Origin of the sequence: Streptomyces sp. BK022 (assembly GCF_004217355.1) — a bacterium.
GTDB classification, from domain to species: Bacteria; Actinomycetota; Actinomycetes; order Streptomycetales; family Streptomycetaceae; genus Streptomyces; species Streptomyces griseoluteus.
This window is the reverse complement of the sequence record NZ_SHKU01000002.1, coordinates 41,553-64,028: the sequence shown is the minus strand read 5'-3', so window position 1 is coordinate 64,028 and position 22,476 is coordinate 41,553. Positions and strand designations below refer to the sequence as shown.

Annotated in this window: 24 protein-coding genes; 8 read left to right on the top strand and 16 right to left on the bottom strand. The window is 71.8% G+C overall.

Going from position 1 to position 22,476, the window contains the following annotated elements:
* Positions 1-10: 10 nt before the first annotated feature.
* Together mqnP and EV284_RS06260 are read right to left on the bottom strand one after the other, a co-directional pair.
* The gene (mqnP, locus tag EV284_RS06265) at positions 11-910 is read right to left on the bottom strand and encodes a menaquinone biosynthesis prenyltransferase MqnP (RefSeq protein ID WP_130331249.1); all 900 of its coding nucleotides are present in this window, start codon (positions 908-910) and stop codon (positions 11-13) included.
* A complete protein-coding gene (locus tag EV284_RS06260; RefSeq protein WP_130331247.1) occupies positions 907-2,364 on the bottom strand; it encodes a menaquinone biosynthesis decarboxylase in 1,458 nt (485 codons plus the stop codon). Before EV284_RS06260 ends, mqnP begins: the two co-directional genes overlap by 4 nt.
* Before the next feature lie 75 nt (positions 2,365-2,439).
* Here EV284_RS06260 and EV284_RS06255 point away from each other — a divergent pair, with 75 nt between their 5' ends.
* The 3 genes from EV284_RS06255 (at position 2,440) to EV284_RS06245 (ending at position 4,715) form a co-directional block, all read left to right on the top strand.
* The gene (locus tag EV284_RS06255; protein ID WP_130331245.1) at positions 2,440-2,715 is read left to right on the top strand and encodes a PLD nuclease N-terminal domain-containing protein; all 276 of its coding nucleotides are present in this window, start codon (positions 2,440-2,442) and stop codon (positions 2,713-2,715) included.
* Between the two features lie 8 nt (positions 2,716-2,723).
* Complete coding sequence (locus EV284_RS06250; protein ID WP_130331243.1) at positions 2,724-3,173, top strand: nucleoside deaminase; 450 nt, start codon at positions 2,724-2,726, stop codon at positions 3,171-3,173.
* A 147-nt stretch (positions 3,174-3,320) separates the two neighbouring features.
* Positions 3,321-4,715 carry a condensation domain-containing protein gene (locus EV284_RS06245; RefSeq protein ID WP_130331241.1) on the top strand — a complete coding sequence of 465 codons (1,395 nt, stop codon included), beginning with the start codon at positions 3,321-3,323 and terminating at the stop codon, positions 4,713-4,715.
* On the opposite strand, the gene EV284_RS06240 is transcribed toward EV284_RS06245, so the two are convergent.
* The 8 genes from EV284_RS06240 to hemL form a co-directional block, all read right to left on the bottom strand.
* Positions 4,683-5,108, bottom strand: coding sequence for an SRPBCC family protein (locus EV284_RS06240; RefSeq protein ID WP_130331239.1), 426 nt, complete (start codon positions 5,106-5,108; stop codon positions 4,683-4,685). The two genes, EV284_RS06245 and EV284_RS06240, sit on opposite strands and share 33 nt — an antisense overlap.
* A 25-nt stretch (positions 5,109-5,133) precedes the next feature.
* On the bottom strand, positions 5,134-6,234 hold the full coding sequence (gene ccsB / locus EV284_RS06235; protein ID WP_130331237.1) for a c-type cytochrome biogenesis protein CcsB: 1,101 nt from the start codon (positions 6,232-6,234) through the stop codon (positions 5,134-5,136).
* Positions 6,231-7,922 (bottom strand): cytochrome c biogenesis protein ResB, encoded by a 1,692-nt coding sequence (locus EV284_RS06230; RefSeq protein WP_130331235.1) that lies wholly within the window; start codon positions 7,920-7,922, stop codon positions 6,231-6,233. The genes ccsB and EV284_RS06230 overlap by 4 nt, the downstream gene beginning before the upstream one ends.
* Before the next feature lie 3 nt (positions 7,923-7,925).
* The gene (locus EV284_RS06225; RefSeq protein WP_207228956.1) at positions 7,926-8,699 is read right to left on the bottom strand and encodes a cytochrome c biogenesis protein CcdA; all 774 of its coding nucleotides are present in this window, start codon (positions 8,697-8,699) and stop codon (positions 7,926-7,928) included.
* A gap of 1 nt (position 8,700) precedes the next feature.
* Positions 8,701-9,291, bottom strand: a complete 591-nt coding sequence (locus EV284_RS06220; protein ID WP_207228955.1) for a TlpA disulfide reductase family protein — start codon at positions 9,289-9,291, stop codon at positions 8,701-8,703.
* 103 nt (positions 9,292-9,394) lie between these two features.
* A complete protein-coding gene (locus EV284_RS06215) occupies positions 9,395-10,681 on the bottom strand; it encodes a hypothetical protein (RefSeq protein ID WP_130331233.1) in 1,287 nt (428 codons plus the stop codon).
* Positions 10,682-10,762: 81 nt separating this feature from the next.
* Entirely contained in the window at positions 10,763-11,419 is a 657-nt protein-coding gene (locus tag EV284_RS06210; RefSeq protein ID WP_130332900.1) for a histidine phosphatase family protein, read from the bottom strand.
* Positions 11,420-11,469: 50 nt separating this feature from the next.
* Positions 11,470-12,786 (bottom strand): glutamate-1-semialdehyde 2,1-aminomutase, encoded by a 1,317-nt coding sequence (hemL, locus tag EV284_RS06205; protein ID WP_130331231.1) that lies wholly within the window; start codon positions 12,784-12,786, stop codon positions 11,470-11,472.
* Positions 12,787-13,134: 348 nt separating this feature from the next.
* Between hemL and EV284_RS06195 the strand changes: the two genes are divergently transcribed.
* Positions 13,135-13,773, top strand: a complete 639-nt coding sequence (locus EV284_RS06195) for a hypothetical protein (RefSeq protein WP_202460864.1) — start codon at positions 13,135-13,137, stop codon at positions 13,771-13,773.
* Between the two features lie 63 nt (positions 13,774-13,836).
* Here EV284_RS06195 and EV284_RS06190 read toward each other — a convergent pair whose 3' ends face one another.
* Positions 13,837-15,099 (bottom strand): hypothetical protein, encoded by a 1,263-nt coding sequence (locus EV284_RS06190; protein WP_207228954.1) that lies wholly within the window; start codon positions 15,097-15,099, stop codon positions 13,837-13,839.
* Between the two features lie 183 nt (positions 15,100-15,282).
* Here EV284_RS06190 and EV284_RS06185 point away from each other — a divergent pair, with 183 nt between their 5' ends.
* A complete protein-coding gene (locus tag EV284_RS06185) occupies positions 15,283-15,765 on the top strand; it encodes a hypothetical protein (protein ID WP_130331227.1) in 483 nt (160 codons plus the stop codon).
* A 198-nt stretch (positions 15,766-15,963) separates the two neighbouring features.
* Entirely contained in the window at positions 15,964-16,263 is a 300-nt protein-coding gene (locus tag EV284_RS06180) for a hypothetical protein (RefSeq protein WP_130331225.1), read from the top strand.
* Positions 16,264-16,306: 43 nt separating this feature from the next.
* Here EV284_RS06180 and EV284_RS06175 read toward each other — a convergent pair whose 3' ends face one another.
* The 4 genes from EV284_RS06175 to EV284_RS33175 form a co-directional block, all read right to left on the bottom strand.
* The gene (locus tag EV284_RS06175) at positions 16,307-17,734 is read right to left on the bottom strand and encodes an ATP-binding protein (protein ID WP_130331223.1); all 1,428 of its coding nucleotides are present in this window, start codon (positions 17,732-17,734) and stop codon (positions 16,307-16,309) included.
* A complete protein-coding gene (locus EV284_RS06170) occupies positions 17,734-18,438 on the bottom strand; it encodes a response regulator transcription factor (protein WP_130332898.1) in 705 nt (234 codons plus the stop codon). The genes EV284_RS06175 and EV284_RS06170 overlap by 1 nt, the downstream gene beginning before the upstream one ends.
* 109 nt (positions 18,439-18,547) lie before the next feature.
* Positions 18,548-19,042, bottom strand: a complete 495-nt coding sequence (locus EV284_RS06165) for a MarR family winged helix-turn-helix transcriptional regulator (RefSeq protein ID WP_130331221.1) — start codon at positions 19,040-19,042, stop codon at positions 18,548-18,550.
* A gap of 22 nt (positions 19,043-19,064) precedes the next feature.
* The gene (locus tag EV284_RS33175; RefSeq protein WP_242625610.1) at positions 19,065-19,685 is read right to left on the bottom strand and encodes a hypothetical protein; all 621 of its coding nucleotides are present in this window, start codon (positions 19,683-19,685) and stop codon (positions 19,065-19,067) included.
* A gap of 111 nt (positions 19,686-19,796) precedes the next feature.
* Between EV284_RS33175 and EV284_RS06155 the strand changes: the two genes are divergently transcribed.
* Positions 19,797-20,135: a YnfA family protein gene (locus tag EV284_RS06155; protein WP_130331219.1), complete on the top strand. Its 339-nt coding sequence runs from the start codon at positions 19,797-19,799 to the stop codon at positions 20,133-20,135.
* A 238-nt stretch (positions 20,136-20,373) separates the two neighbouring features.
* On the top strand, positions 20,374-21,147 hold the full coding sequence (locus tag EV284_RS06145) for an SDR family NAD(P)-dependent oxidoreductase (protein WP_130331217.1): 774 nt from the start codon (positions 20,374-20,376) through the stop codon (positions 21,145-21,147).
* 6 nt (positions 21,148-21,153) lie between these two features.
* Here EV284_RS06145 and EV284_RS06140 read toward each other — a convergent pair whose 3' ends face one another.
* On the bottom strand, positions 21,154-22,347 hold the full coding sequence (locus EV284_RS06140; RefSeq protein WP_130331215.1) for an RtcB family protein: 1,194 nt from the start codon (positions 22,345-22,347) through the stop codon (positions 21,154-21,156).
* Between the last annotated feature and the right edge of the window lie 129 nt (positions 22,348-22,476).

Genomic DNA, 22,476 nt, shown 5'->3' with positions numbered 1-22,476 from the left:
TGGGCGTTGGTCAGACCGTCAGTCCCCGCATCAGCAGATCGAGCAGCGCGCAGACGAACAGCGCGATGCCGATGAAACCGTTGACTTGGAAGAACGCCCGGTTCAGGCGCGACAGGTCGTGAGGGCGGACGATGCGGTGTTCGTAGACGAAGGCCGAACCGACGATGACCAGGCCGAGCCAGAAGAACGGGCCCGCGTGGGTGAGGACGGCGTACCAGACGAACAGGGCCATCGTGATCGCGTGGCAGACCCGCGCGCCCCAGATGGCGGCCGGGATACCGAAGCGGGCCGGGACCGACTTCACACCGACCTCGCGGTCGGTCTCCACGTCCTGGCAGGCGTAGATCAGGTCGAAGCCGCCGATCCAGATGCCGACCGCGAGGCCGAGGATCACCGCGTCCCAGGACCAGGTGCCGGAGATCGCCAGCCAGCCGCCGACCGGGCCCATCGCCTGGGCGATGCCGAGGATCGCCTGCGGGAAGTTGGTGAACCGCTTGCCGTACGGATAGACCACCATCGGGATCACCGCGACCGGCGCGAGCGCCAGGCACAGCGGGTTCAGCAGGGCGGCCGAGCCGAGGAAGACCACCAGCGCGACCAGCGCGCCGGTCCACGCGTGCCGTACCGACATCGCGCCGGTGACCAGCTCACGCTGGGCGGTGCGCGGGTTGCGGGCGTCGATCTCGCGGTCGATGATCCGGTTGACCGCCATGGCGAAGGTGCGCAGGCCGACCATGCAGACGGTGACCAGCAGCAGCCGCGCCCAGTGGATGTTCCTGTCCCACTGGTACATGGCGGTGAGCGAGGCGATGTAGGCGAAGGGCAGCGCGAAGACCGAGTGCTCGATCATCACCAGGCGCAGGAAGGCTCTGGTGCGGCCCGGCTGCGGGATCGCGGCGGCGGTGCTCACAGTCCGTACTCCTTCCAGCGCCGGTCGACCAGCGCCGCCGTGGCGGGATCCGACAGGACCATCTCCGGCCAGCCCCCGTCCCTCGTGTAGCCCTCCTCGGGCAGCTTCTTGGTCGCGTCGATGCCCGCCTTGCCGCCCCAGAACTGCTGGTAGGAGGCGTGGTCGAGATGGTCGACGGGGCCCTCGGCGACCACCAGGTCACGGGCGTAGTCGGTGTTGCCCAGCGCCCGCCAGGCGACCTCGTGCAGGTCGTGCACGTCGCAGTCGGAGTCGACGACCACGATCAGCTTGGTCAGCGACATCATGTGCGCGCCCCAGATCGCGGACATCACCTTCTGCGCGTGCTTCGGGTACTTCTTGTCGATCGAGACGATCGCGCAGTTGTGGAAGCCGCCCGCCTCGGGGAGGTGGTAGTCCACGATGTCCGGGATGATGATCTTCAGCAGCGGCAGGAAGAACCGCTCGGTGGCGCGGCCGAGCGGGCCGTCCTCGGTGGGCGGGCGGCCGACCACGATGGACTGCAGCAGCGGCCGCTTCCGCATCGTCACGCAGTCGATCTTCAGGGCGGGGAACGGTTCCTGCGGGGTGTAGAACCCGGTGTGGTCGCCGAAGGGCCCCTCGGGCAGCATCTCGCCCGGCTCCAGCCATCCCTCGATGACGACCTCGGCGTTGGCCGGCACCTGGAGCGGGACGGTCTTGCAGTCGACCATCTCGATCCGCTTGCCCGCGATGAACCCGGCGAACAGGTACTCGTCGATGTCGCCGGGCAGCGGCGCGGTGGAGGCGTAGGTGACGGCGGGCGGGCAGCCGAAGGCGATGGCGACCGGCAGCCGCTCGCCCCGGCGCGCGGCGACCTGGTAGTGGTTCCGGCTGTCCTTGTGGATCTGCCAGTGCATGCCGATGGTGCGCTTGTCGTGCCGCTGGAGCCGGTAGAGACCGAGGTTGCGGACGCCGGTGTCGGGGTCCTTGGTGTGGGTGAGCCCGAGGTTGAAGAAGGACCCGCCGTCCTGGGGCCAGGTGAACAGGGCCGGGAGCATGTCCAGGTCCACGTCGTCACCGGTGAGGACGACCTCCTGGACGGGCGCGTGGTCGCCCTTGACCTTCTTCGGCGGTACGTGCGCCATCGCGCCGAGCTTGCCGAACGCCTCGCGGACGCCGACGAAGCCGTGCGGCAGCTCGGGCCGCAGCAGCCCGCCGATCTTGTCGGAGATCTCCGCGTACGACTTGAGCCCGAGCGCCTTGAGCAGGCGGCGGTCGGTGCCGAAGACGTTCATCGCCAGGGGCATCGCGGAGCCCTTGACGTTCTCGAAGAGCAGCGCCGGTCCGCCGGCCTTCTGCACGCGGTCGACGATCTCACCGACCTCCAGGTATGGGTCGACCTCGGCCTTGATGCGCTTGAGGTCTCCCTCGCGCTCCAGCGCCCGCAGCAGGGAGCGAAGATCGTCGTAAGCCATGTGTCCCAGTATCGGCCACCGGCTACGCTGGCCCGGTCACCGGGGCCGTCCACACCGTGGGGAGATCGCGCGACCATGCTCAGGTATCTGCCGTTCCTGCTGGTCCTGGCCCTGTGGATCTACGCGTTCGTGGACTGTCTGAACACCCCCGAGGACGAGGTCCGCCACCTGCCGAAGGTGGCCTGGGTGTTCATCGTGCTGCTCTTCGGCGAGGTCCTGGTCGGCCCGCTGGCCTGGCTGATCACCGGCAAGGTCCGCCAGGCGGCCGGTCCGGCCCCGACCTGGGTGGCCCCCGACGACAACCCGGACTTCCTGCGCTCCCTGAAGAAGGACGAGCCGGACACGGAGTGAGGGCCCCCATGGAGCTGGAGCAGGCACGGCACTGGCTGCGTACCGCCGTCGACGAGGCGCGGGCGGGGCACGCGGAGGGCGGCATCCCGATCGGGGCCGCGCTCTACGGCCCGGACGGCGAGGTGCTCGGTCGGGGGCGCAACCGGCGGGTGCAGGACGGGGACCCGGCCACGCACGCGGAGACGGCGGCCTTCCGGGACGCGGGGCGGCGGCGGTCGTACCGGGGGACCACCATGGTGACCACGCTGTCGCCGTGCTGGTACTGCTCCGGGCTGGTGCGGCAGTTCGGGATCTCGCGGGTCGTGGTCGGCGAGGCGGGGACCTTCAGCGGCGGGCACGAGTGGCTGGCCGCGCACGGCGTGGAGGTCGTGCTGCTGGACGATCCCGAATGCGGCGCGCTGATGCGGGAGTTCGTGGCCGGGAACCCCGAGCTGTGGAACGAGGACATCGGGGTCTGAAAGAGCGCCGGCGGCGCACGGTCACGCGTTCGGCCCGCCATCCGTTCCGCTGAAAAGCCCCGCGCGGGCATGTCTCCACCGCGTGCGACGGCATTCCCTTGACGGGGGCCCCACCACACCGGGGTCCCCTTCTGCGATCGGAGACGCGTGCGAATCACTGACATCCAGCGCTGCGAGGTCCGGCCGGGGCGGCTCGTGGAGTGGACGCTGAGTCCGGCGACCGTCGCCACGGCGCACGGCCTGCCGGAGGACTCCCGCCCGCCCGCCTACATCCAGGAGTCGCACATCCGCACGGCCCGGCACGTCCGGGAGGACGGCCTGTTCGTGCCGACCTGGCTCGGCACCTCCTTCGACCTGGCCGGACCGGTCGACCTCGACGTGCTCCAGGAGTCGCTGCGGGCCTGGACGGTCCGGCACGAGACGCTGCGCAGCGGCTTCCGCTGGGCGGGCGAGGACGGCGACGAGCTGCGCCGCTTCACCCTGGACGCCGACGACGTCACCCTGCGCCGGGAGGCGGTCGGCGACTTCGGGGACGCGGCCGCGCTGACCGCGCATCTCCAGTCCCGCTTCGACACGGTCGCGGACGCGCTGCGCTGGCCCAACCTGATCTACGCGGCCGTGGTCCGGGACGACTCGGCCACCGTCTTCCTCGCCTTCGACCACAGCAATGTGGACGCCTACTCGCTGCACGGCATCCCGGCCGAGATCGAGGAGCTGTACACCGCGGGTCGTCAGGGGCGCGGGCCGGTGGTGCGCACCCCGGCGGCCAGTTACGTGGACTTCTGCGAGATCGAGCGGGCGGACGCCGACCGGCTGGACGGCGGGCACGAGACGGTGACCCGCTGGCGGGAGTTCATCCGGCGCTGCGACGGCACGCTGCCCTCGTTCCCGGTCGAGCTGGGGGTGGAGCCCGGCGGCCCGCTGCCGCCGCAGCGGATGATCTGCGAGCCGCTGGTGGACGCGGAGGCGGCGGCCGCGTTCGAGGCGTACTGCCGGCCGTACGGGGGCAGTCTGGTCGGGCTGCTGGCGGCGACCGCGCTGATCGTGCAGGAGCTGGGCGAGCAGTCGGTGTACCGGACGGTGGTGCCGTTCCACACCCGGGTGAAGTCCCAGTGGAACGACTCGGTGGGCTGGTTCGTCGGGGGCGCCCCCATCGAGGTGCCGCTCGGCCACGCGCCCGACCTGGCCGCCACCCTGCGGGAGGTGCGCGCGCAGCTCCAGGCCAACCGCACGCTGGCCCGGATGCCGCTGGCCCGGGTGCTGAGCCTGCTGGGCGCGGACTTCCGGCCGACCTCGCCGGACCTGTACTCGATCGTCTCCTTCGTCGACACCCGCGGCATTCCGGGCGCGTCCCGCTGGGCGGAGCAGAACGCGCACGCCCTGCTGCGGGTGTCGTACGGCGATCAGGTGTGCGTGTGGGTCAACCGGCTGCACGACGGCCTCTGGCTGGCCAGCCGCCACCCGGACACGGACGTGGCGGCCAAGAACATGGGCCTGTATGTGGAGCGGCTACGGGACCTGCTCACCGCTCCGCTCGTCTGACCCCCAGTAGCCGATCAGCCGTTCGAAGCGATTCCGCCACTCCGCTTCCGACGCGCCCTCGCCCTGGTACTCGTGGGTGAAGCGCAGGGTGCTGCCGTCCTCGCCGTCGCGTTCGAGGTGGAACCGCAGCCTGCCGCCGCGCTCGACGCTGTACTCCGCGACCCGGTCCACGTCCCAGGCGGTGATCCGCCCGGCGCCCAGGTCGCGCAGCGCGACCGTGCCGTCGAGGCGGGGTTCGAGCACGTCGACCGGGGTGCACCAGGCGGACAGGCCCTCGGCGGCGGCAACCGCGGGCCAGACCTCCTCCACGGACCTCGGCAGCCGCACCAGGAAGTGCCTGATGTGCGTGTTGCCGTGCGTCTGGCTCATGCCCTGTTCGATGGAACCGTGCATGCCCCCAGTCTCCACGACCCCGCGCTCAGACGCCCGCGTACGAGTGCTTGCCGCTGACGAAGATGTTGACCCCGTAGTAGTTGAACAGCCAGCAGCCGAAGGCGATCATCGCCAGGTAGGCGGCCTTGCGGCCCTTCCAGCCGGCCGTGGCGCGGGCGTGCAGGTAGCAGGCGTAGGCGACCCAGGTGATGAAGGACCAGGTCTCCTTGGGGTCCCAGTTCCAGTACCGGCCCCAGGCGTCGCCCGCCCAGATCGCGCCCGCGATGATCGTGAACGTCCACAGGGGGAAGACGGCCGCGTTGACCCGGTAGGCGAACTTGTCCAGCGACGCCGAGGCGGGCAGCCGCTCCAGCACCGAGCGGGCGAAGGTACCCGGCGTGCCGCCGCTCTCCAGCTTGTTCTCGTAGGAGTCCTTGAAGAGGTACAGGATCGTGGCGACCGCGCCCACGTAGAACACCGCGCCGCAGAAGATGGCGGTGGAGACGTGGATGTACAGCCAGTACGAGTGCAGCGCCGGGACGAGCTGGTCACTGGCGGTGTAGAGCACGGTGACGGCGAGGCCGAGGTCCAGCAGGACGGTGGTGACCAGGAACAGGCCGAGCCAGCGCACGTTCTTCTTGAGCGCGAGCAGGCCCAGGTAGACGCCGACCGCGACCGTGGAGATGGTCAGGTTGAACTCGTACATGTTGCCCCACGGGGCGCGCTGCACGGAGGCCGCGCGGGCGACCACACCGGCCAGCTCCACCAGGAAGGCGAGCACGGTCAGGGAGATCGCGATCCGGCCGTACATGTCGCCCTGGGCGTCGCCGCCGTGGGCGCCGGGCCCGTCCGGCACGTCACGGGTACCGGCGGCGGAGCGCACGACGACCTGCGGGCGCTCCAGCACGGTGGTGCCGCCCGCCTGCTTCACGGTGACGGCGGGAGCGCTCCGGGCCGGCTTGGCGTCGGCGGTGAGCGCGGCGGCCGTGCGGCCGACCTTGCTGCGGCTGCCGAACAGCCACTCGGCGATGTAGGCGAAGAAGGCCAGCGTGTACACGGCCATCGAGGAGTAGATGAGCGTGTTGCTGATGCTCGCCAGATGCTCGTTGGTCGCGGCGGCCAGGTCGGTTGCGGCGGCGAGAGTCACTGCTCAGCCCCTTCGGCAGGTACGGCGTGGGATACGTCTTCGTGGGTGTCGGGGGCGCCCGGCGCGCGGTCGTAGAGGGTTCCGGCGAGGTCGCCCAGTTCCTCGGGGACCTTGGCGGACTCGCTGCGGCCGAGCCCGGCCATCTCGACCACCGTGACCCCGTCGGCGCCGCGCACGGCCCGCACCCAGATCCGGCGGCGCTGGATGAAGAGGGACGCGGCGAGGCCGAGGATCGCGACGACGGCGCCGCCCAGGGCCCAGGCGCCGCCCGGCTCCTGGACGATCTGGAAGCCGGCCCATTCCTTGACGTCCTTCTCGAACGTGACGGTGCCGGCACCGCCGGGCAGCTTCATGGTCTGCCCCGGCTTGAGGTTGGCCCGCAGCTGCTTGCCGTCGGCGTCCTCGAAGCCCTTCATGTGCTTCTTGTCGAGCTGGTACACGCTCTGCGGCAGTCCCGAGTTCACCCCGAGGTCGCCGTGGTACGGCTCCAGGTTGAGCACCGGGTTGAGCAGCGCGGGGAACTGGGAGAGGACGGAGGCGCCGCCGCCGTAGGTCGGCAGGAAGAAGGCCCGGATGCCGAGCTGGTCGTACCGGCCCTTGGCGTCGTGGTAGCCGTCCATGACCTTGATGACGCCCTGCGAGGTGACGTTGCCGTCCAGCGGGAGCAGCGGCACGGCGTCCTTGTAGACCACCTTGCCCTTGCCGTCGCGGACGGTGATGACGGGCGCGTAGCCGTGGCTGACCAGGTAGACCTTGGAGTCGTCGATCTTCAGCGGCTCGTTGACCTGCACCGTCTTGGCGCGGGTCCTCCCGTCCGCGCCGACGCTGTAGTCGATCTTCGCCTCGAAGGTGCGCGGGGTACCGCGGTTGGGGCCGGACAGCTCGTAGGTGCCCTTGAAGTCCTTGAGGTCGAAGCTGAACGGCACCAGGTCGTCGTTGCGGAACAGGCTGCCGGACTTGAAGTCGTCGTACATCGGCAGCGCGTTGGAGAAGCCGTCGCCCTCGACCACCAGCTTGGTGCCGTCGGACTTGAACAGCTGGCCGGAGGCGAAGGCGATCAGCAGCACGATCAGCGCGATGTGGAAGGCCAGGTTGCCCAGCTCGCGCAGGTACCCCTTCTCGGCGGCGACCGCGTCCCCCGCGGTGTGCGCGCGGAAGCGGCGCTTCCGCAGCAGGGCGAGCGCGTCGGCGCGCACCTGCTCGGGGTCGGCGGTGGTGCGCCAGGTGGTGTACGCGGGCAGCCGGTCCAGGCGGCGCGGGGCGCCCGGCGGGCGGCCGCGGAGCTGGCCGACGAACTGCCAGGTGCGCGGCACGATGCAGCCGATGAGCGAGACGAACAGCAGGATGTAGATCGCGGAGAACCACACCGAGCTGTACACGTGGAACAGCCCGAGCTTGTCGTAGACCGGCGCCAGCGTGGTGTGCGCCACCCGGAACGCCTCGACCTTGCTCGCGTCCGCGCCGGTCTGCGGGATCAGCGAGCCGGGGATCGCGCCGAGGGAGAGCAGCAGGAGCAGCAGCAGCGCGACCCGCATGGAGGTGAGCTGCCGCCAGAACCAGCGGGCCCAGCCGATGACGCCGAAGCCCGGCAGGGCGCCGGTGTCCTCCTGGGGCGCGGTGGAGAGCTGCTGTCCGGCCGCGCCGAGACCCTCCTGGTCCTGGCTCTGCTCGGTTTCGGTGTCGCTCATCGTTCAGATCCCCACAGAGAAGCCGTCGGACCAGGTCTGCATCTCCTGCACCAGGCTGTCCCAGGCACCGGTCAGCAGCAGCACGCCGGTCACGATCATCATCGTGCCGCCGGCGCGCATCACCCAGACATAGTGGCGTTTGACCCAGCCGAAGGCGCCGAGCGCCTTGCGGAAGGCGATCGCGGTGAGCACGAAGGGCACGCCGAGCCCGAGGCAGTACGCGACGGTCAGTATCGCGCCCCGGCCCGCGCTCGCCTGCTGGGAGGAGAGGGCGACGACGGAGGCGAGGGTCGGGCCGATGCAGGGCGTCCAGCCGATCCCGAAGAGCGCGCCGAGCACCGGCGCGCCGATCAGGCCGGTCGCGGGGCGCTTGTGGAAGCGGAACTCGCGCTGGGTCAGCCAGGGCATCAGGCCCATGAAGAAGATGCCGAGCAGGATCATCAGGACGCCCAGGACGTGGGTGAGCACGTCCTTGTAGCCCTGGAGCGTCTGCCCGAAGTACCCGAACAGGGCGCCGCCGGAGACGAACACCACGGTGAAGCCGAGGACGAAGAGGGCGGCGCCGGCGGTCATCCGGCCGCGCCGGGCGTCGGCCAGGTCGGTGCCGGTGACGCCGGTCACGTAGGAGAGGTAGCCGGGGACCAGCGGGAGCACGCAGGGCGAGAAGAACGAGACCAGCCCGCCCAGCACCGCGACGGGCAGGGCGAGCAGCAGGGCGCCGTTGAGCACGGTCTCGTTCCGGCTCGTCACGGCGGCGAGCGTCAGCAGGGCGCTCACGTCACTTCTCCGCCAGGACCGGCTTGAGCATCTTCAGCAGGCCCGTGTCGTCGAGCGCCTCCAGCGCCCGCGCGGCGACCTTCCCGTCCCGGTCCAGGATCAGCGTGGAGGGGATGAGCTGCGGGTTGAGCGTGCCCTTGGGGAAGCGGAGCATCAGCTTGCCGGTCGGGTCGTACAGGCTCGGGTACGTGATCCCGTTGGCCTTCTCGAAGGCGAGGGCCGGGGTGGTGCTGGTGTCACGGGTGTTGATCCCGACGAACTGCACTCCCTTGCCGGCGTACGCCATGGAGACCTTGGAGAAGTACTTGGCCTCCTCCCGGCACGGTCCGCACCAGGAGCCCCAGACGTTGAGGACGACGACCTTGCCCTGGTAGTCGGCGATGTCGAGGGTCTTGCCGTCGATCGTCCTGCCGGACAGGGCGGGGGCCTTGGCGCGCTCGCTCTTCGCGGCGGTGTCTATGCCGTTGTGGCCGGTGACGAAGTTGGTGTCGCCGCCACCGCCGGAGGTCCCGCCGCTGCCGCACGCGGACAGGGTCAGGGCCGCGGCGGCGGCCACGGCACCGAGCAGGGCGGCGCGGCTACGGGTACTCATGTGAAAAGTTTCGCATGGCGGTTCCGGCAGTTTCGCCCGCCCCCCTGCCGGGCCGAAAAGTGCCTTTCAGGGGGCATTTACACCGGACATTACGGACGTATCGTCACGCGGCGTCCGGGCCGGGGCTCTTGTCGCCCGCGGTGGGGCTCTCCGCCGCCAGGAACGTCCTCCAGCCCCCGGCCGGCTTCTGGCCGACCTCCAGGGTGCGCAGCTTCTCCAGCACCTCGGGCCGCTGGACGTCCAGCCAGTCGGTGAACTGCCGGAACGAGACCAGCCGCACGTCGGCGCCCTTCTCCTTCTCGCGCGCGATGTGCTTGAACGCCTCCTCGACGGAGTCCATGTAGATCCCGCCGTTCCACTCCTCGAAGTGGTTGCCGATGAAGAACGGCGCCCGGTTGGTCTCGTACGCGCGCTGGAAGCCGCTGATGTACGCCTGCGCCGACTGCTTGCGCCAGCCCGGGTAGTTGTAGGACGGGGCCTTGGTCGAGTTGACCGACTGGTTGGCCAGCATGTTGTAGTCCATGGACAGCACCTCGAAGGAGTGCCCGGGGAACGGCACCTGCTGGAGGGGCAGGTCCCAGATGCCCTGGCGCTTGACCGGCCACGTCTGGCGGCCGCCGGGCGAGGAGGCGTCGTAGCGCCAGCCCAGCTCGCGGGCGGTCGGCAGCAGGTTGTCCTGGCCGAGCAGGCAGGGGGTGCGGCCGCCGACGAGTTCCTTGTCGTAGTCGAAGGGCAGCGCGGGCAGGTCGGTCCAGCCGGTGTTGGTGCGCCACTCCTTGACGAACTTCTTGGCCTGCTCGATCTCGCTGCGCCACTGGGCGGGCGTCCAGTTGCCGACCGTGCCGGAGCCGCCGCAGAAGTGCCCGTTGAAGTGGGTGCCGATCTCGTGGCCCTCGAGCCAGGCCCGGCGCACGTTGGTCAGCGTGGCCTTAACGTGCTCGTCGGTGAGGTAGCCGATGTCGGAGGCGCCGCGCGGGTTGTTCGGCGGGTGGTAGAGGCGCTTCTTCGACTCGGGCAGCAGGTACAGCCCGGAGAGGAAGAAGGTCATGCTCACGCCGTGCTCCTTGGCCAGGTCCAGGAAGCGCGGGAAGAGGCCGTTGCCGACCTCGCCGGCGCCGTCCCAGGAGAAGACCACGAACTGGGGCGGGGTCTGACCCGGCTCCAGCGGCTGGGGGCGGGCGGGCTGGTGGGGCTGCCTGCCGGTGAAGGCGGTGGAGCCGTCGCCGATGGGGCGGGCCTTGGCGGGGGTGCTGCCGCTGGGCGAGGGCTTGTCCGAACCGCTCGGGTGCTTGCCGCCGCCCACGGAGGCGGAGGTGCCGCAGCCGGCGAGTCCGGCCGCCGCCGCACCCGCGCCGAGGCCGAGTATTCCCCGCCGGGTGATGGTCTGCATGAAGCTCCCCGATTCGTCACGCTCACTGGATTCACCCAGTCAGATGATGTGACGAACGGGGAGGTTCCTCGATCGGCCGGTTCAGGCGCCGAAAGCCTTGCCCTGCGCCCCGGAGCCCTTCTGCGGCTTGGCCCCCGCGCGCAGATGCGCCGGGACCAGGTCGATCGCGGGCTCGCTGTAGCCGACGGACACGATCTTGTCGCCGAGGTAGGTGAAGGACGTCAGCGAGGCCAGCGTGCACTGCCGCTTGCGCGGGTCGTGCCAGAGCCGGCGCCGCTCGACATAGCTGCGCACGATCCAGATCGGGAGCTGATGGCTCACCAGCACCGCCTCGTGCCCGCGCGCCGCGTCCTTGGCCGCGTTCAGCGCGCCCATCATCCGCACCACCTGGTCGACGTACGGCTCGCCCCAGGACGGCTTGAACGGGTTGACCAGGTGCTTCCAGTTGTCCGGGTTGCGCAGCGCGCCGTCCCCGACCCCGAAGGCCTTGCCCTGGAAGACGTTGTCCGCCTCGATGAGCCGGGCATCGGTGGCGAGGTCGAGACCGTGCGCCTTGGCGATCGGGGTGGCCGTCTCCTGCGCCCGCTCCAGCGGGGAGGCGACGACATGGGTGATGTCGCGCGGGGCCAGGTGCTCGGCGACCCGCTCGGCCATCTTCCGGCCCAGCTCGGACAGGTGGTAGCCGGGCAGCCGCCCGTACAGCAGGCCGTCGGGGTTGTGCACCTCGCCGTGGCGCATCAGGTGGACGACGGTGACGTCCTTCTCACCGGTGTTGCTCTCGGGGGTGGTCACGCGGTCGCCTCCGCGGCGGCTCGGGCCGCCGCCGGGAGGGCGTCGGCGATCTTCTGGATGGCCCGCTCGTCGTGGGCCGTGGACACGAACCAGGACTCGAAGGACGACGGCGGCAGGTACACGCCGTTCGCCAGCAGCGAGTGGAAGAACGCGGTGAAGCGGAACGACTCCTGCCGCTTGGCGTCCTCGTAGGTGCGCACCTGCCGGTCGGTGAAGAACACCGAGAACATGTTGGAGGCGTGCTGCAGCCGGTGGGCCACGCCCTCCTTGGTGAGCGCCTCGGTGACCAGCGACTGGATCTGCGCGGAGACCGCGTCGACCTTGTCGTACGCCGCGTCGTCCAGCAGCCGGAGCTGGGCGAGGCCGGCGGCGGTGGCGACCGGGTTACCGGAGAGGGTGCCCGCCTGGTAGACCGGGCCGGCCGGGGCGAGGTGCGCCATGACGTCGGCGCGCCCGCCGAACGCGGCCGCGGGGAAGCCGCCGCCCATCACCTTGCCGAAGGTCATCAGGTCGGGCTTCACCCCGTCGACGCCGTACCAGCCGGCGCGGGAGGTGCGGAAGCCGGTCATCACCTCGTCGGAGATGTACAGCGCGCCGTTCTTGGCGCAGGCGTCCTTCAGTCCCTGGTTGAAACCGGGCTCCGGCGGGACGACGCCCATGTTGCCCGGCGACGCCTCGGTGATCACGCAGGCGATCTCGCCGGGGTGCCGGTGGAACGCCTCCTGCACGGCCTCGAGGTCGTTGTACGGCAGCACGATGGTGTCGCCCGCCTGCGCGCCGGTGACACCGGGGGTGTCCGGCAGCGCGAAGGTGGCGAGGCCCGAGCCGGCGGCGGCCAGCAGGGAGTCGACGTGGCCGTGGTAGCAGCCGGCGAACTTGATCACCTTGGACCGCCGGGTGAAGCCGCGGGCCAGCCGGATCGCCGACATGGTGGCCTCGGTGCCGCTGCTGACGAGACGGACCTGCTCGACCGGCTCGACGCGGGCGACGATCTCCTCGGCGAGCGCGACCTCGCCCTCACCGGGCGTGCCGAAGGAGGTGCCGCGCGCGACCGCCTCCTGGACGGCGGCGATGACCTCGGGGTGCGAGTGGCCCAGGATCATCGGACCCCAGGAGCACACCAGGTCGACGTACTCCCGCCCGTCGGCGTCGGTCAGGTACGGCCCGCTGCCCGAGACCATGAACCGGGGCGTGCCGCCGACCGCGCGGAAGGCGCGCACCGGCGAGTTCACGCCACCCGGCGTGACCTCGGAGGCGCGGTCGAAGAGCGCCTGCGAGGCGGGCGCGTCGTAGGGGTAGGGCGTTTCGCTCATGACGTGCGGCTTCTCCGACTTCTCGGACTCCGGTGGGGTGGTGACCCCCTCAGGGTAGGCGGAGCGGCCCGGCGGCGGCGCCGTGCCCCGTCGGGGCGGGGTCCGGCGCTCCTCCCGTCGCTCCCGCGGGCCGATCCGGCCGACCTTCCTGGCCGGTGTTTCACGATCTGCGAGACTGACACCTGATACACACACCTCCGCGGCACGTAGTGATCTGAGACCGGGAAGATCCTGCGGACTTCGGTTTCACCGCACGTTTCGGCGGGCGGCCGTGGGGGAGGTCACTGACACGATGATCGGGTTGCGCGGCGGGGGCCACGCGTCCTAGAAAAGCACTCGGGTGGAGATATGCATCGCGGTGGCGGACTGGGCGAGGGGACTGACGACCTGGGTCCTCGACGAGCCCGGCGGGGAAGGCACCGGCGCGAGGCGGAGGAAGCGACCGAAACACGTCAGGCCGACGCGCGTCAGGCACAGGGTCTACCGAGTGAGCCCGAGCGGGGCGACCGGACCGCCGACCTCGGGGCGGGGAGCAGAAATGGTGGTCGGGTGGGGGTGACGTACAAATACTTCGGTGCGCCGGACGGCGCGACCGCCGCCCGCGTCCCCATTTCGATGCGTCCCGAGGAACTCGGCGGCGACGAGCTGGGCATGAACGGCATGTTCACCAAGATCAAGCCGGAGACGATGGCCGCGATGGTGCTGACCGGCATCGAGGGCGTCCCCCTCCACAAGGTCCCGCCCCTGGAACTCGTCGTCCTCCACCCCGACTACGCCGTGGTCAAGCTCCCCATGACCGTCGTCGACCCCCTCCGCGACATCGGCGAGGAAGCGGTCGGCGCCGCCGCCTTCATCTGGTCCACCGTCCCCGACCGCGGGGGCCCCCGCGACGCGTTCAACGTGTACCAACTCCTGCACGAGTGGCAGGACTTCAGCCACCGGCTGCACGAGGCGGGGCATCAGCCGTACTGCTTGGTGTGGCCGTGAGCGGAGGGCTCCGGGGGCGGGTTCACCCGTGCCTCCGCCTCCGCCGCGACGCCGTCTGACGGCTCAGCCCGTCCGCTCCTCCCCCACGAAGTCCACCACCGCCAGCGCGAACAGCAGGACCAGGGCGATGCCCACGACCACCCAGCCGGTGGGATGCGGCCACAGGACGAACGCCACCACCGCCCCCGCCACCAGCAGCCAGCCGAGCCAGACGCGGTGGCGGTGGACGAAGGGGCCCACCGGGCCGGTGCGCAGGCCGAGGCGGTCGGTCTGGGCGCGGGCCGCGCCGATGCCCGCGTGCCAGATCTGCCGCAGGGCGCGGGCATGGCGGCCGGGACCGCTGAGCCAGGCGGCCACGGCGAGGACCACACCGAGGGCGACCACCGCCCGTACCGCCGTGCGCAGGAAGCGGGTCAGGGTGTCGTAGACCGCGCCCGCGGCGGGCTGAGACACCGAGGCGGGCAGCGCGTCCAGGTAGAAGGCCCGGAAGACGGTCAGGCCCACGCCCAGCAGCAGGGCGGTGACGGCGAAGCCGAGGGCCGCCGCGACCAGCGCCCGGCGGCGGCGGACCGCCAGCAGCACCCCGCCGGCGAGCAGCAGCGCGGCGACGACGGGCAGCCACACCCCGGCCAGTTGCAGCAGCCGGAAGTACGTCTGGAGATCGGCGACCTTCTCCGTCCGCAGGACCGTGAAGTCCGTGTGCACGTCCGGGATCTTCGCCGCGGGCTTCAGACCCGCGTCCACCAGCCGGGACTTGACCTGCTCGATGACCGGGGCCAGATCGACCGTCACCGCGTCGCCCTCGATCCGTACCGCTCCCCCGCCGCTGCCGGTCAGCGCCTTGTCCACCGTGGTGTGCAGCCGGCGGTTGGCGTCGGTCCAGAAGCGGGCGAAGGTGTCGGACGCGACGACCTCGCGCGCCTTGTCCTGGACGAACCCGGAGATCGCGTCGTCGAGCGACTTCCCGAGCGCGCCGAGGGCCTTCTCCAGCCGGGGCCGGTCGGCCGGGGCCACGTCCTTCAGCAGGTCGCTCAGGTCCAGGTACCGCATCAGCTCGTCGGTGATCCGGGCGGCGGCGGCGTCCTGCACGGCGGGGTCGTGGGCCAGGGGCGCGACGGTGGCGACGTACTGGTCGGTGTCGTCCGCCAGGTCGGCCGTCCAGGTGGCGACCAGGGCCAGCGGGGCCAGCAGGCAGCCCAGAACGATCAGGACGGCCGCGCACGCCGAGCGCGCGCGGTGCCGTACGGGCGCCGGGCGGGACTCCAGCGCGTCGACGCGCTCCCGCAGCCGGGCCATCTCGTCGCCGCCCGGCTCCCGATCCGCCATGCCGGTCCACCTCCCTCGAAGCCGTGCCCTGCGCCCTAGGAGCAGCACACCCCGGGCCCGGAGCGGGCGCGAGCGACGGTGGGCCGTTCAGGTGTGCGCGCCCCACGCCTGCCGCACCCGGCGTGCGGACGGCGGTGACCCCGCCTTCACTGGGGGCAGCGGAGCCGAATTCGGGAGGCTGGCATGGCTGGGTGCGGGACACGGCGGGCGGCCGGTGCGGCCCTGGTGGTGGCGCTCGCGGTCGCGGTGACCGGCTGCTCGGACGGCAGCAGCCCCTCCGGCCAGGCCAGCAAGGCCGCCTCGGCCGCCTCCTCCCTCGCCTCGCGCGCCTCCGGCACGGTGGCCTCGGCCACGGCGGAGGCCAAGCGGAAGCTGGACCAGGTCAAGGGCGGGGTGGACGCCAAGAAGGACGTTTCGGTGGGAAAGGTCACCACCGGCAAGGACGGCGTACCCACGGCCGAGGTGTCCGCGAGGAACACCGCCGGCGGGAAGAAGTCCTTCACCGTGCAGGTCAACTTCCGTGACGCGAAGGGTGATCTGCAGGACACGGTGATCGTGGACGTCGACGACGTGGCGGCCGGGGCGACCGGCCGGGCCACCGCCCGCAGCCACCGCGAGCTGTCCGGCGACATACGGGCCGACGTGGGGACGGCGCTGCGGCACTGAGCCGTCGGCCATGATGGAGGGGGTCGTACACACGGCCTCGCTCGCCAGTCCGGACGCCAGAGCCGTCGCCCGGAGGGGCCGGCCGTCGTTGTCCACACCCAGGGAGCAACCGCACGGCAATCCCGCCCGCACCGGGCTCAGCCTACGTATCGTAGGTTTTCAACCGCCCCCAGCCACAAGCCAGTTCATCGGGGAGACATGCACCAGACACGATCCGAGTCCGAACCGGCGGGGACCGCGTCGACGCCGGTCGTCGATGTGCGGGACCTGAAACCCACCCTGACCCTGCTCTTCGTCAGCCTCGCCATCGCGGCCATCGGCGTCTACGAACTGTGCGGCTTCGGCCTGCACAGCCTGGACCAGCGCCCGCATCTGTTCAGCGACGGCCTGACCACCGGCGGGGTGATCGTCGCCGCGGTCGCGGCCGGAGCGGCGTTCGGCAACCTGGCCTGGACCCTCTCGGCGGCCCGCCGGGGGCCCGAGGACGAGCGCTCCTAGGGCGTGTTAAGCAAAGTAGCGCCGTCTGCCCGCAGGGCACGCCCTAGCCCTCCGCGGGACCGGCTCCCCCGCCGACCGTGAACCCGATCACCGCGCCGCCGCCCTCCCTGCGGTAGGCGAACGGCGCCCCGCCGTGGGACATCGCGATCTCCCGGACGATGGACAGCCCGAGCCCCGAGCCGGGCTGGGAGCGCGCGTCCGCGGCCCGGTAGAAGCGGTCGAAGACGCGGAGCAGGTCGACCTCGGCGATGCCGGGCCCCCGGTCCAGCACCTCCACCCGGACCGTCCCCGCCGCCGCCCCGGTCACCCGCACCTCGATGGGCTCCGTCCCCTCGCGGTCGAACTTGGCCGCGTTCTCCACCAGGTTGGACAGCGCCCGCTGGAGCAGCCCGGGACGGCCCTCGGCGCACGTGTCCCCGCTCACCGCCAGCACGATCCGCCGCCCGGTACGGCGCCCCGCCAGACCCACCACGTCCTCCGCGACGTCCGCGAGGTCCACCCGCTGCGGCGGCTCGGAGTCGGACTGCCCGGCGGCCAGGTCCACCAGCTCGTTGACCAGGTCGGTCAGCTCCCGCGCCTCCAGCGTGAGGTCCGTCACCAGGTCCTCCCGCGTCTCCGGCGGCAGCTCGTCGATCCGGCGCAGCAGCGAGATGTTCGTCCGCAGCGAGGTCAGCGGCGTGCGCAGCTCGTGGCCGGCGTCCTGCACCAGCCGCCGCTGGTCCTCCTCGGACTGGGCGAGCCGGCCCAGCATCCGGTCGAAGGCGCGGCCGAGGCGCCCCACCTCGTCCGGCCCGGCGACCGGCACCTGGATGCCGAGGCGGCGGGTGCGGGCCACGTCCTCGGCGGCCGAGGTCAGCAGGACCAGACGCCGGGTGATGCGGCGGGCCAGCCACCAGCCGAACAGTCCGGCGGCCACCACCACGGCCGCCATCAGGATCAGCGTGCGCTGCTGGAGGGTGCGCAGCAGGTCCTCGGTGTCGCTGAACTCCTGCGCCACCTGCACCGCGCCCCGCCCCCCGCCGAGCGAGACGGTGGCGACCCGGAAGAGATCCTCACCGACCCGTACGTCCTTGTGCTCGGCCAGCCTGCCCGCGCCCGGCGCGCCCGCCACCTCGCGGTCGCGGGCGGTGACGGGCAGGCCCGGGGAGCCGTGGTCCACGACCTCGCCGCCCGGCCCGAGCACCTGCACGTCCGTACGGGCGGGCCGCACCAGGTCGTGACCGGGCCGGGCGGAGGAGAAGTCCTCCGGGGTCATCGGGTGCTGCCGCACCTCGGCCTGGACGTCCCGCACGACCTGGGTGAACACCGACTGCTGGTCCACCCGGACCAGCCGCGCCGCCGAGCCGTACGACAGGATGCCGACCAGGATCGTGACGGCGGCGGTGACGGCCGCGAACGACACGGCGAACGTGGCGCGCAGCGAGCGCAGCCCGGTGCGGGAGCCGCCCGGCAGCCGCCAGGTGCGGCCCACTACTCCTCCCGCAGCACGTACCCCACACCGCGCACGGTGTGGATGAGCTGCGGGGCACCGGGCGCGTCCAGCTTGCGGCGCAGATAACCGACGTAGACGGCGAGGTTCTTGGAGCCGGGGCCGAAGTCGTAGCCCCAGATGCGGTCGTAGATGGTGGCGTGGTCGAGCACGATGCCCGCGTTGCGCACCAGCAGCTCCAGCAGCTCGAACTCGGTGCGGGTCAGCTCCAGTTCACGACCCGCGCGCCAGGCGCGGCGGGCCTGGAGGTCCATGCGGATGCCCGCGCCCTCGATCTGCCGGTCGGAGAGCTGCGCCTCGCGCGCCGGGCCGGGCTCGCCCGCGGGGGCGGGGCTCGTGCGGCGCAGCAGGGCGCGCAGGCGGGCGAAGACCTCCTCGACGTCGAAGGGCTTGACCACGTAGTCGTCGGCGCCCGCGTCCAGGCCCGCGATCCGGTCGGCGGTCTCCACCAGCGCGGTGAGCATCAGGATCGGGGTGCGGTCGCCCTCGGCGCGCAGCACCCGGCAGACCTGGAGGCCGTCGATGCCGGGCATCATCACGTCCAGCAGCAGCACGTCCGGCGGGGTGCGGTGGGCCTGCGCCAGCGCCTCGACGCCGTCGGCGACCGCCGTCACCGCGTAGCCCTCCAGGGTCAGGGCCCGCTCCAGGGCATGGCGGATGGCGCGGTCGTCCTCGGCGAGGAGCACGGTCGGGGGCGTGGTGTGGGGCACGGTGTGGGGCACGCCCCCAGTCTGCCAAGGGCGGCGGCGCTCCGGCCTGGGCCGGGGGCCAGGGGGCGCCCTTTTTACCCGGCTCTCACCCCGCGCCGTCGGCGTCCCGGCCCTCGCGCAGCCGGGCGATCCGCTCCTTGGTGAACTCCACCGTGCGCTGCATGTGCCCGATGATCACGGCGAGTTCGGTGTCGTCCAGCTCCCCGAAGATGCGCGACCAGTCCCCGGACAGCTCCTCCCAGACGCGCCGGAACTCCGCGATCCTCTCCGGCACGGGGATGACCAGCACCCGGCGCCGGTCGCCCGCGTCCCGGCGCCGTACGACGTACCCGGCGCGCTCCAGCCGGTCCACCAGGCGGGTCGCGGAGCCGGTGGTGAGGCCGGTCAGCGCGGCGACGCGGCCGGTGGTGACGGGCTCGGGCTCCAGGGTGAGCAGGTTCAGGCACTGAAGGTCGGTCGGGTGCAGGCCGATGCGGTCGGCGACGGCCTGGTTGAACAGGGCGTAGGAGGCGATGTAGCGGCGGGACACCGCGTCCAGCTCCGCGAGCAGCCGGGGCCGCGCGCTGTCGTTCCCGGCCATGCGGGCCTCCTCGCGTCGCGGGTCAGAACGAGTACTCGTCGCCGGTGGGCAGGACCAGCACCCGCAGCCGGTCGTTGGTGCGGTCGGGGTCGGTGACCCCGCCGTTCCACGCGGTCTCCACTTCCAGGGTCACCTCCGGCGCGGGCACCCGCAGCCGGACGCCCAGCCGGATCTCCTGACCCGCCTGGCCCGCGACGAGCGCGCCGGTCCCGCAGACCACCGTCCGCTCCCCGGTCCGCGCGCATCCCGGCGACGACGTCACCGCCCCGGCGGGCCCCACCGACCACCGCACCCGCACACTCGCCTCCGGCACGGCGGCCGGCCCGTGGTCGCGCGGGGTGAGCCGCACCTCCATCCGGTCGCCGTCGATCACGGCGTGGCCGTGGAAGGCGAGGTCGGCGCGTGGGGCGGCGGCCGGCGCCGGGCCGGTGCGCGGCGGGGAGACGGCCGCGGAGACGACACGGGGCGCGGCCACCGAGCCGGGACGGGGTGCCGGGAAGACGCCACCGGGCGCCACGGTGCCAGGGCCGGGTGCCGGGGAGGCGGGGCCGGGCCGGCCCGTCGCCTGGGCCGGTCCCCCGGTCCACAGGACGCCGCCCGCGCAGCCGACCAGCAGCAGCCATGCCCTCGTCCGTACGCGCACGCCGACCACTCCTGTCTCCGTCACCGTTCCGCCCACCCGATGTATGCCACGCGAGCTGGACCGCAGGCGCCCTCCAACAGGTGAACGGGGGGCACGTGCCAGGCTTCCCCCATGCTGATCCTGCGCTCCGCCGCCCTGTTCGTCGTCGCCGCGCTCTTCGAGATCGGCGGCGCGTGGCTCGTCTGGCAGGGCGTGCGCGAGCACCGCGGCTGGCTGTGGACGACTGGCGGGGTGCTGGCGCTGGGTGCGTACGGGTTCGTCGCCACCTTCCAGCCGGACGCCCACTTCGGCCGCATCCTCGCGGCGTACGGCGGCGTCTTCGTCGCCGGGTCGATCCTGTGGGGCGTGGTCGCCGACGGCTACCGCCCCGATCGCTTCGACCTCACCGGCGCCCTCATCTGCCTGGCCGGCATGGCCGTGATCATGTGGGCCCCGAGAAGCGGCGGCTGAGGCTCGCCTAGGGCCTTTCTTCCGGATAAGGCCGGGGTGGGCAGAGGGTGCCTCTCGGCCGACCCGAGCGGGGTCTGGTGCGTGCAGCTGCAAGGCGGAGGAGGGAGTCGACGCGGAGCGTCGGCGAGTGACGACAACGCCGCAGATGTGCGTGCCAGACCCCGCGACCCCGGCAAGGTCCGGAAGACAGGCCCTAGGCTGGACGCCAGTCCGCGTTCTCTCTCCCGAGGAGTAGCCCATGGCCAGCGCCCCCTCCGCCGCCTCCCGTATCGCCGTCGTCACGGGCGCGAGCAGCGGTATCGGCGCGGCCACCGCGCGGCAGCTCGCCGAGGCCGGGTTCCGGGTGGTGCTCACCGCGCGCCGGGCGGACCGTATCGAGGCGCTGGCGAAGGAGCTGACCGAGGCGGGCCACTCGGCCACCGCGTACCCGCTGGACGTGACGGACCGGGCGGCCGTGGACGAGTTCGCCGGGGCGTTCCGCACCATCGGCGTCCTGGTCAACAACGCGGGCGGCGCGCTCGGCGCGGACCCGGTGGCCAGCGCCGACCCGGAGCAGTGGCGCACGATGTACGAGACGAACGTCCTCGGCACCCTCAACCTCACCCAGGCCCTGCTGCCCAGTCTGGAGGCGAGCGGCGACGGCACGGTGGTCGTCGTCTCCTCGACCGCCGCCCTCTCCACCTACGAGGGCGGCGCGGGCTACGTCGCCGCCAAGCACGCCGAGCACGTGCTCGCCGAGACCCTCCGCCTGGAGATCGTCGGCAAGCCGGTCCGGGTCCTCGAGATCGCCCCCGGCATGGTCAAGACCGACGAGTTCGCCCTCACCCGCTTCGCCGGCGACACGGAGAAGGCCGCCAAGGTCTACGCGGGCGTGGCGGCCCCCCTCGTCGCCGACGACGTGGCCGACGCCATCACCTGGGCCGTGACCCGCCCCAGCCACGTCAACGTCGACCTGCTGGTCCTCCGCCCCCGGGCCCAGGCCAGCAACACGAAGATCCACCGGGAGCTGTGAGGCGCCTCAGCCCTTCACGCAGACGAACTGCTTGAGCTTGGCGACCACTTCGACCAGGTCGCGCTGCTGCTCCATCACCTGGTCGATGTTCTTGTAGGCACCGGGGATCTCGTCCACCACTCCGGCGTCCTTGCGGCACTCCACGCCCCGTGTCTGCTCCTCCAAGTCCCGGGTGCCGAACCGGCGCTTGGCCGCGCTGCGGCTCATGCGCCGGCCTGCTCCGTGCGAGGCGGAGTTGAAGGCGGCGCTGTTGCCGAGGCCCTTCACGATGTACGAACTCGTCCCCATGGAGCCGGGGATGATGCCGTACTCCCCCGCGCCCGCGCGGATCGCGCCCTTACGGGTCACCAGCAGGTCCTTGCCGTCGTACCGCTCCTCCGCCACGTAGTTGTGATGGCAGGAGATCTCCGGCTCGAAGACCGGCCGGGCCTTCTTGAACTCCTTGCGGACGACGTCCTTCAGCAGCGCCATCATCAGGGTGCGGTTGTACTTGGCGTACTCCTGCGCCCAGAACAGGTCGTTGCGGTAGGCCGCCATCTGCGGGGTGTCGGCGACGAAGACGGCGAGGTCGCGGTCGACCAGGCCCTGGTTGTGCGGGAGCTTCTGCGCGACGCCGATGTGGTGCTCGGCCAGCTCCTTGCCGATGTTCCGGGAACCGGAGTGCAGGGTGAGCCAGACCGCGCCGTCCGTGTCGAGCAGGAGTTCGATGTAGTGGTTGCCGCCACCCAGCGTCCCCATCTGCAGAGCCGCCCGGTCCCGGCGGAAGTGGACCGGCTGGGCGACCGTGTCGAAGCGGGACCAGAAGGCGTCCCAGCCCGCGGTGGGCAGAGCGTGGAAGCGGGAGGGGTCGAGGGCGGTGGTGTGCGCGCCCCGGCCGACCGGGATGGCCTCTTCGATGCGGGAGCGGAGGCGGGTGAGGTCGCCGGGGAGGTCGTTGGCCGTGAGGGAGGTCCTGACCGCGGACATGCCGCAGCCGATGTCGACGCCCACCGCGGCCGGACAGACCGCGTCGCGCATGGCGATGACCGAGCCGACCGTCGCGCCCTTGCCGTAGTGCACGTCCGGCATCACGGCGAGCCCCTCGATCCAGGGCAGCGTGGCCACGTTCTGGAGCTGGCGCAGCGCGCCGTCCTCCACGGTGGCCGGGTCGGTCCACATCCGCACCGGGACGCGGGCGCCCGGTATCTCCACGTACGACATAACCGATCAATCCCCCAAAGGTGACATGACAACTCGTATGCCGGGCAAGGGTCATTGCTCACGGAAGTCACCCGAACCGGCAGAACGCAAAAGCGGCGCCAGGGCCGGTGAAATGGGACAGGGGACCGG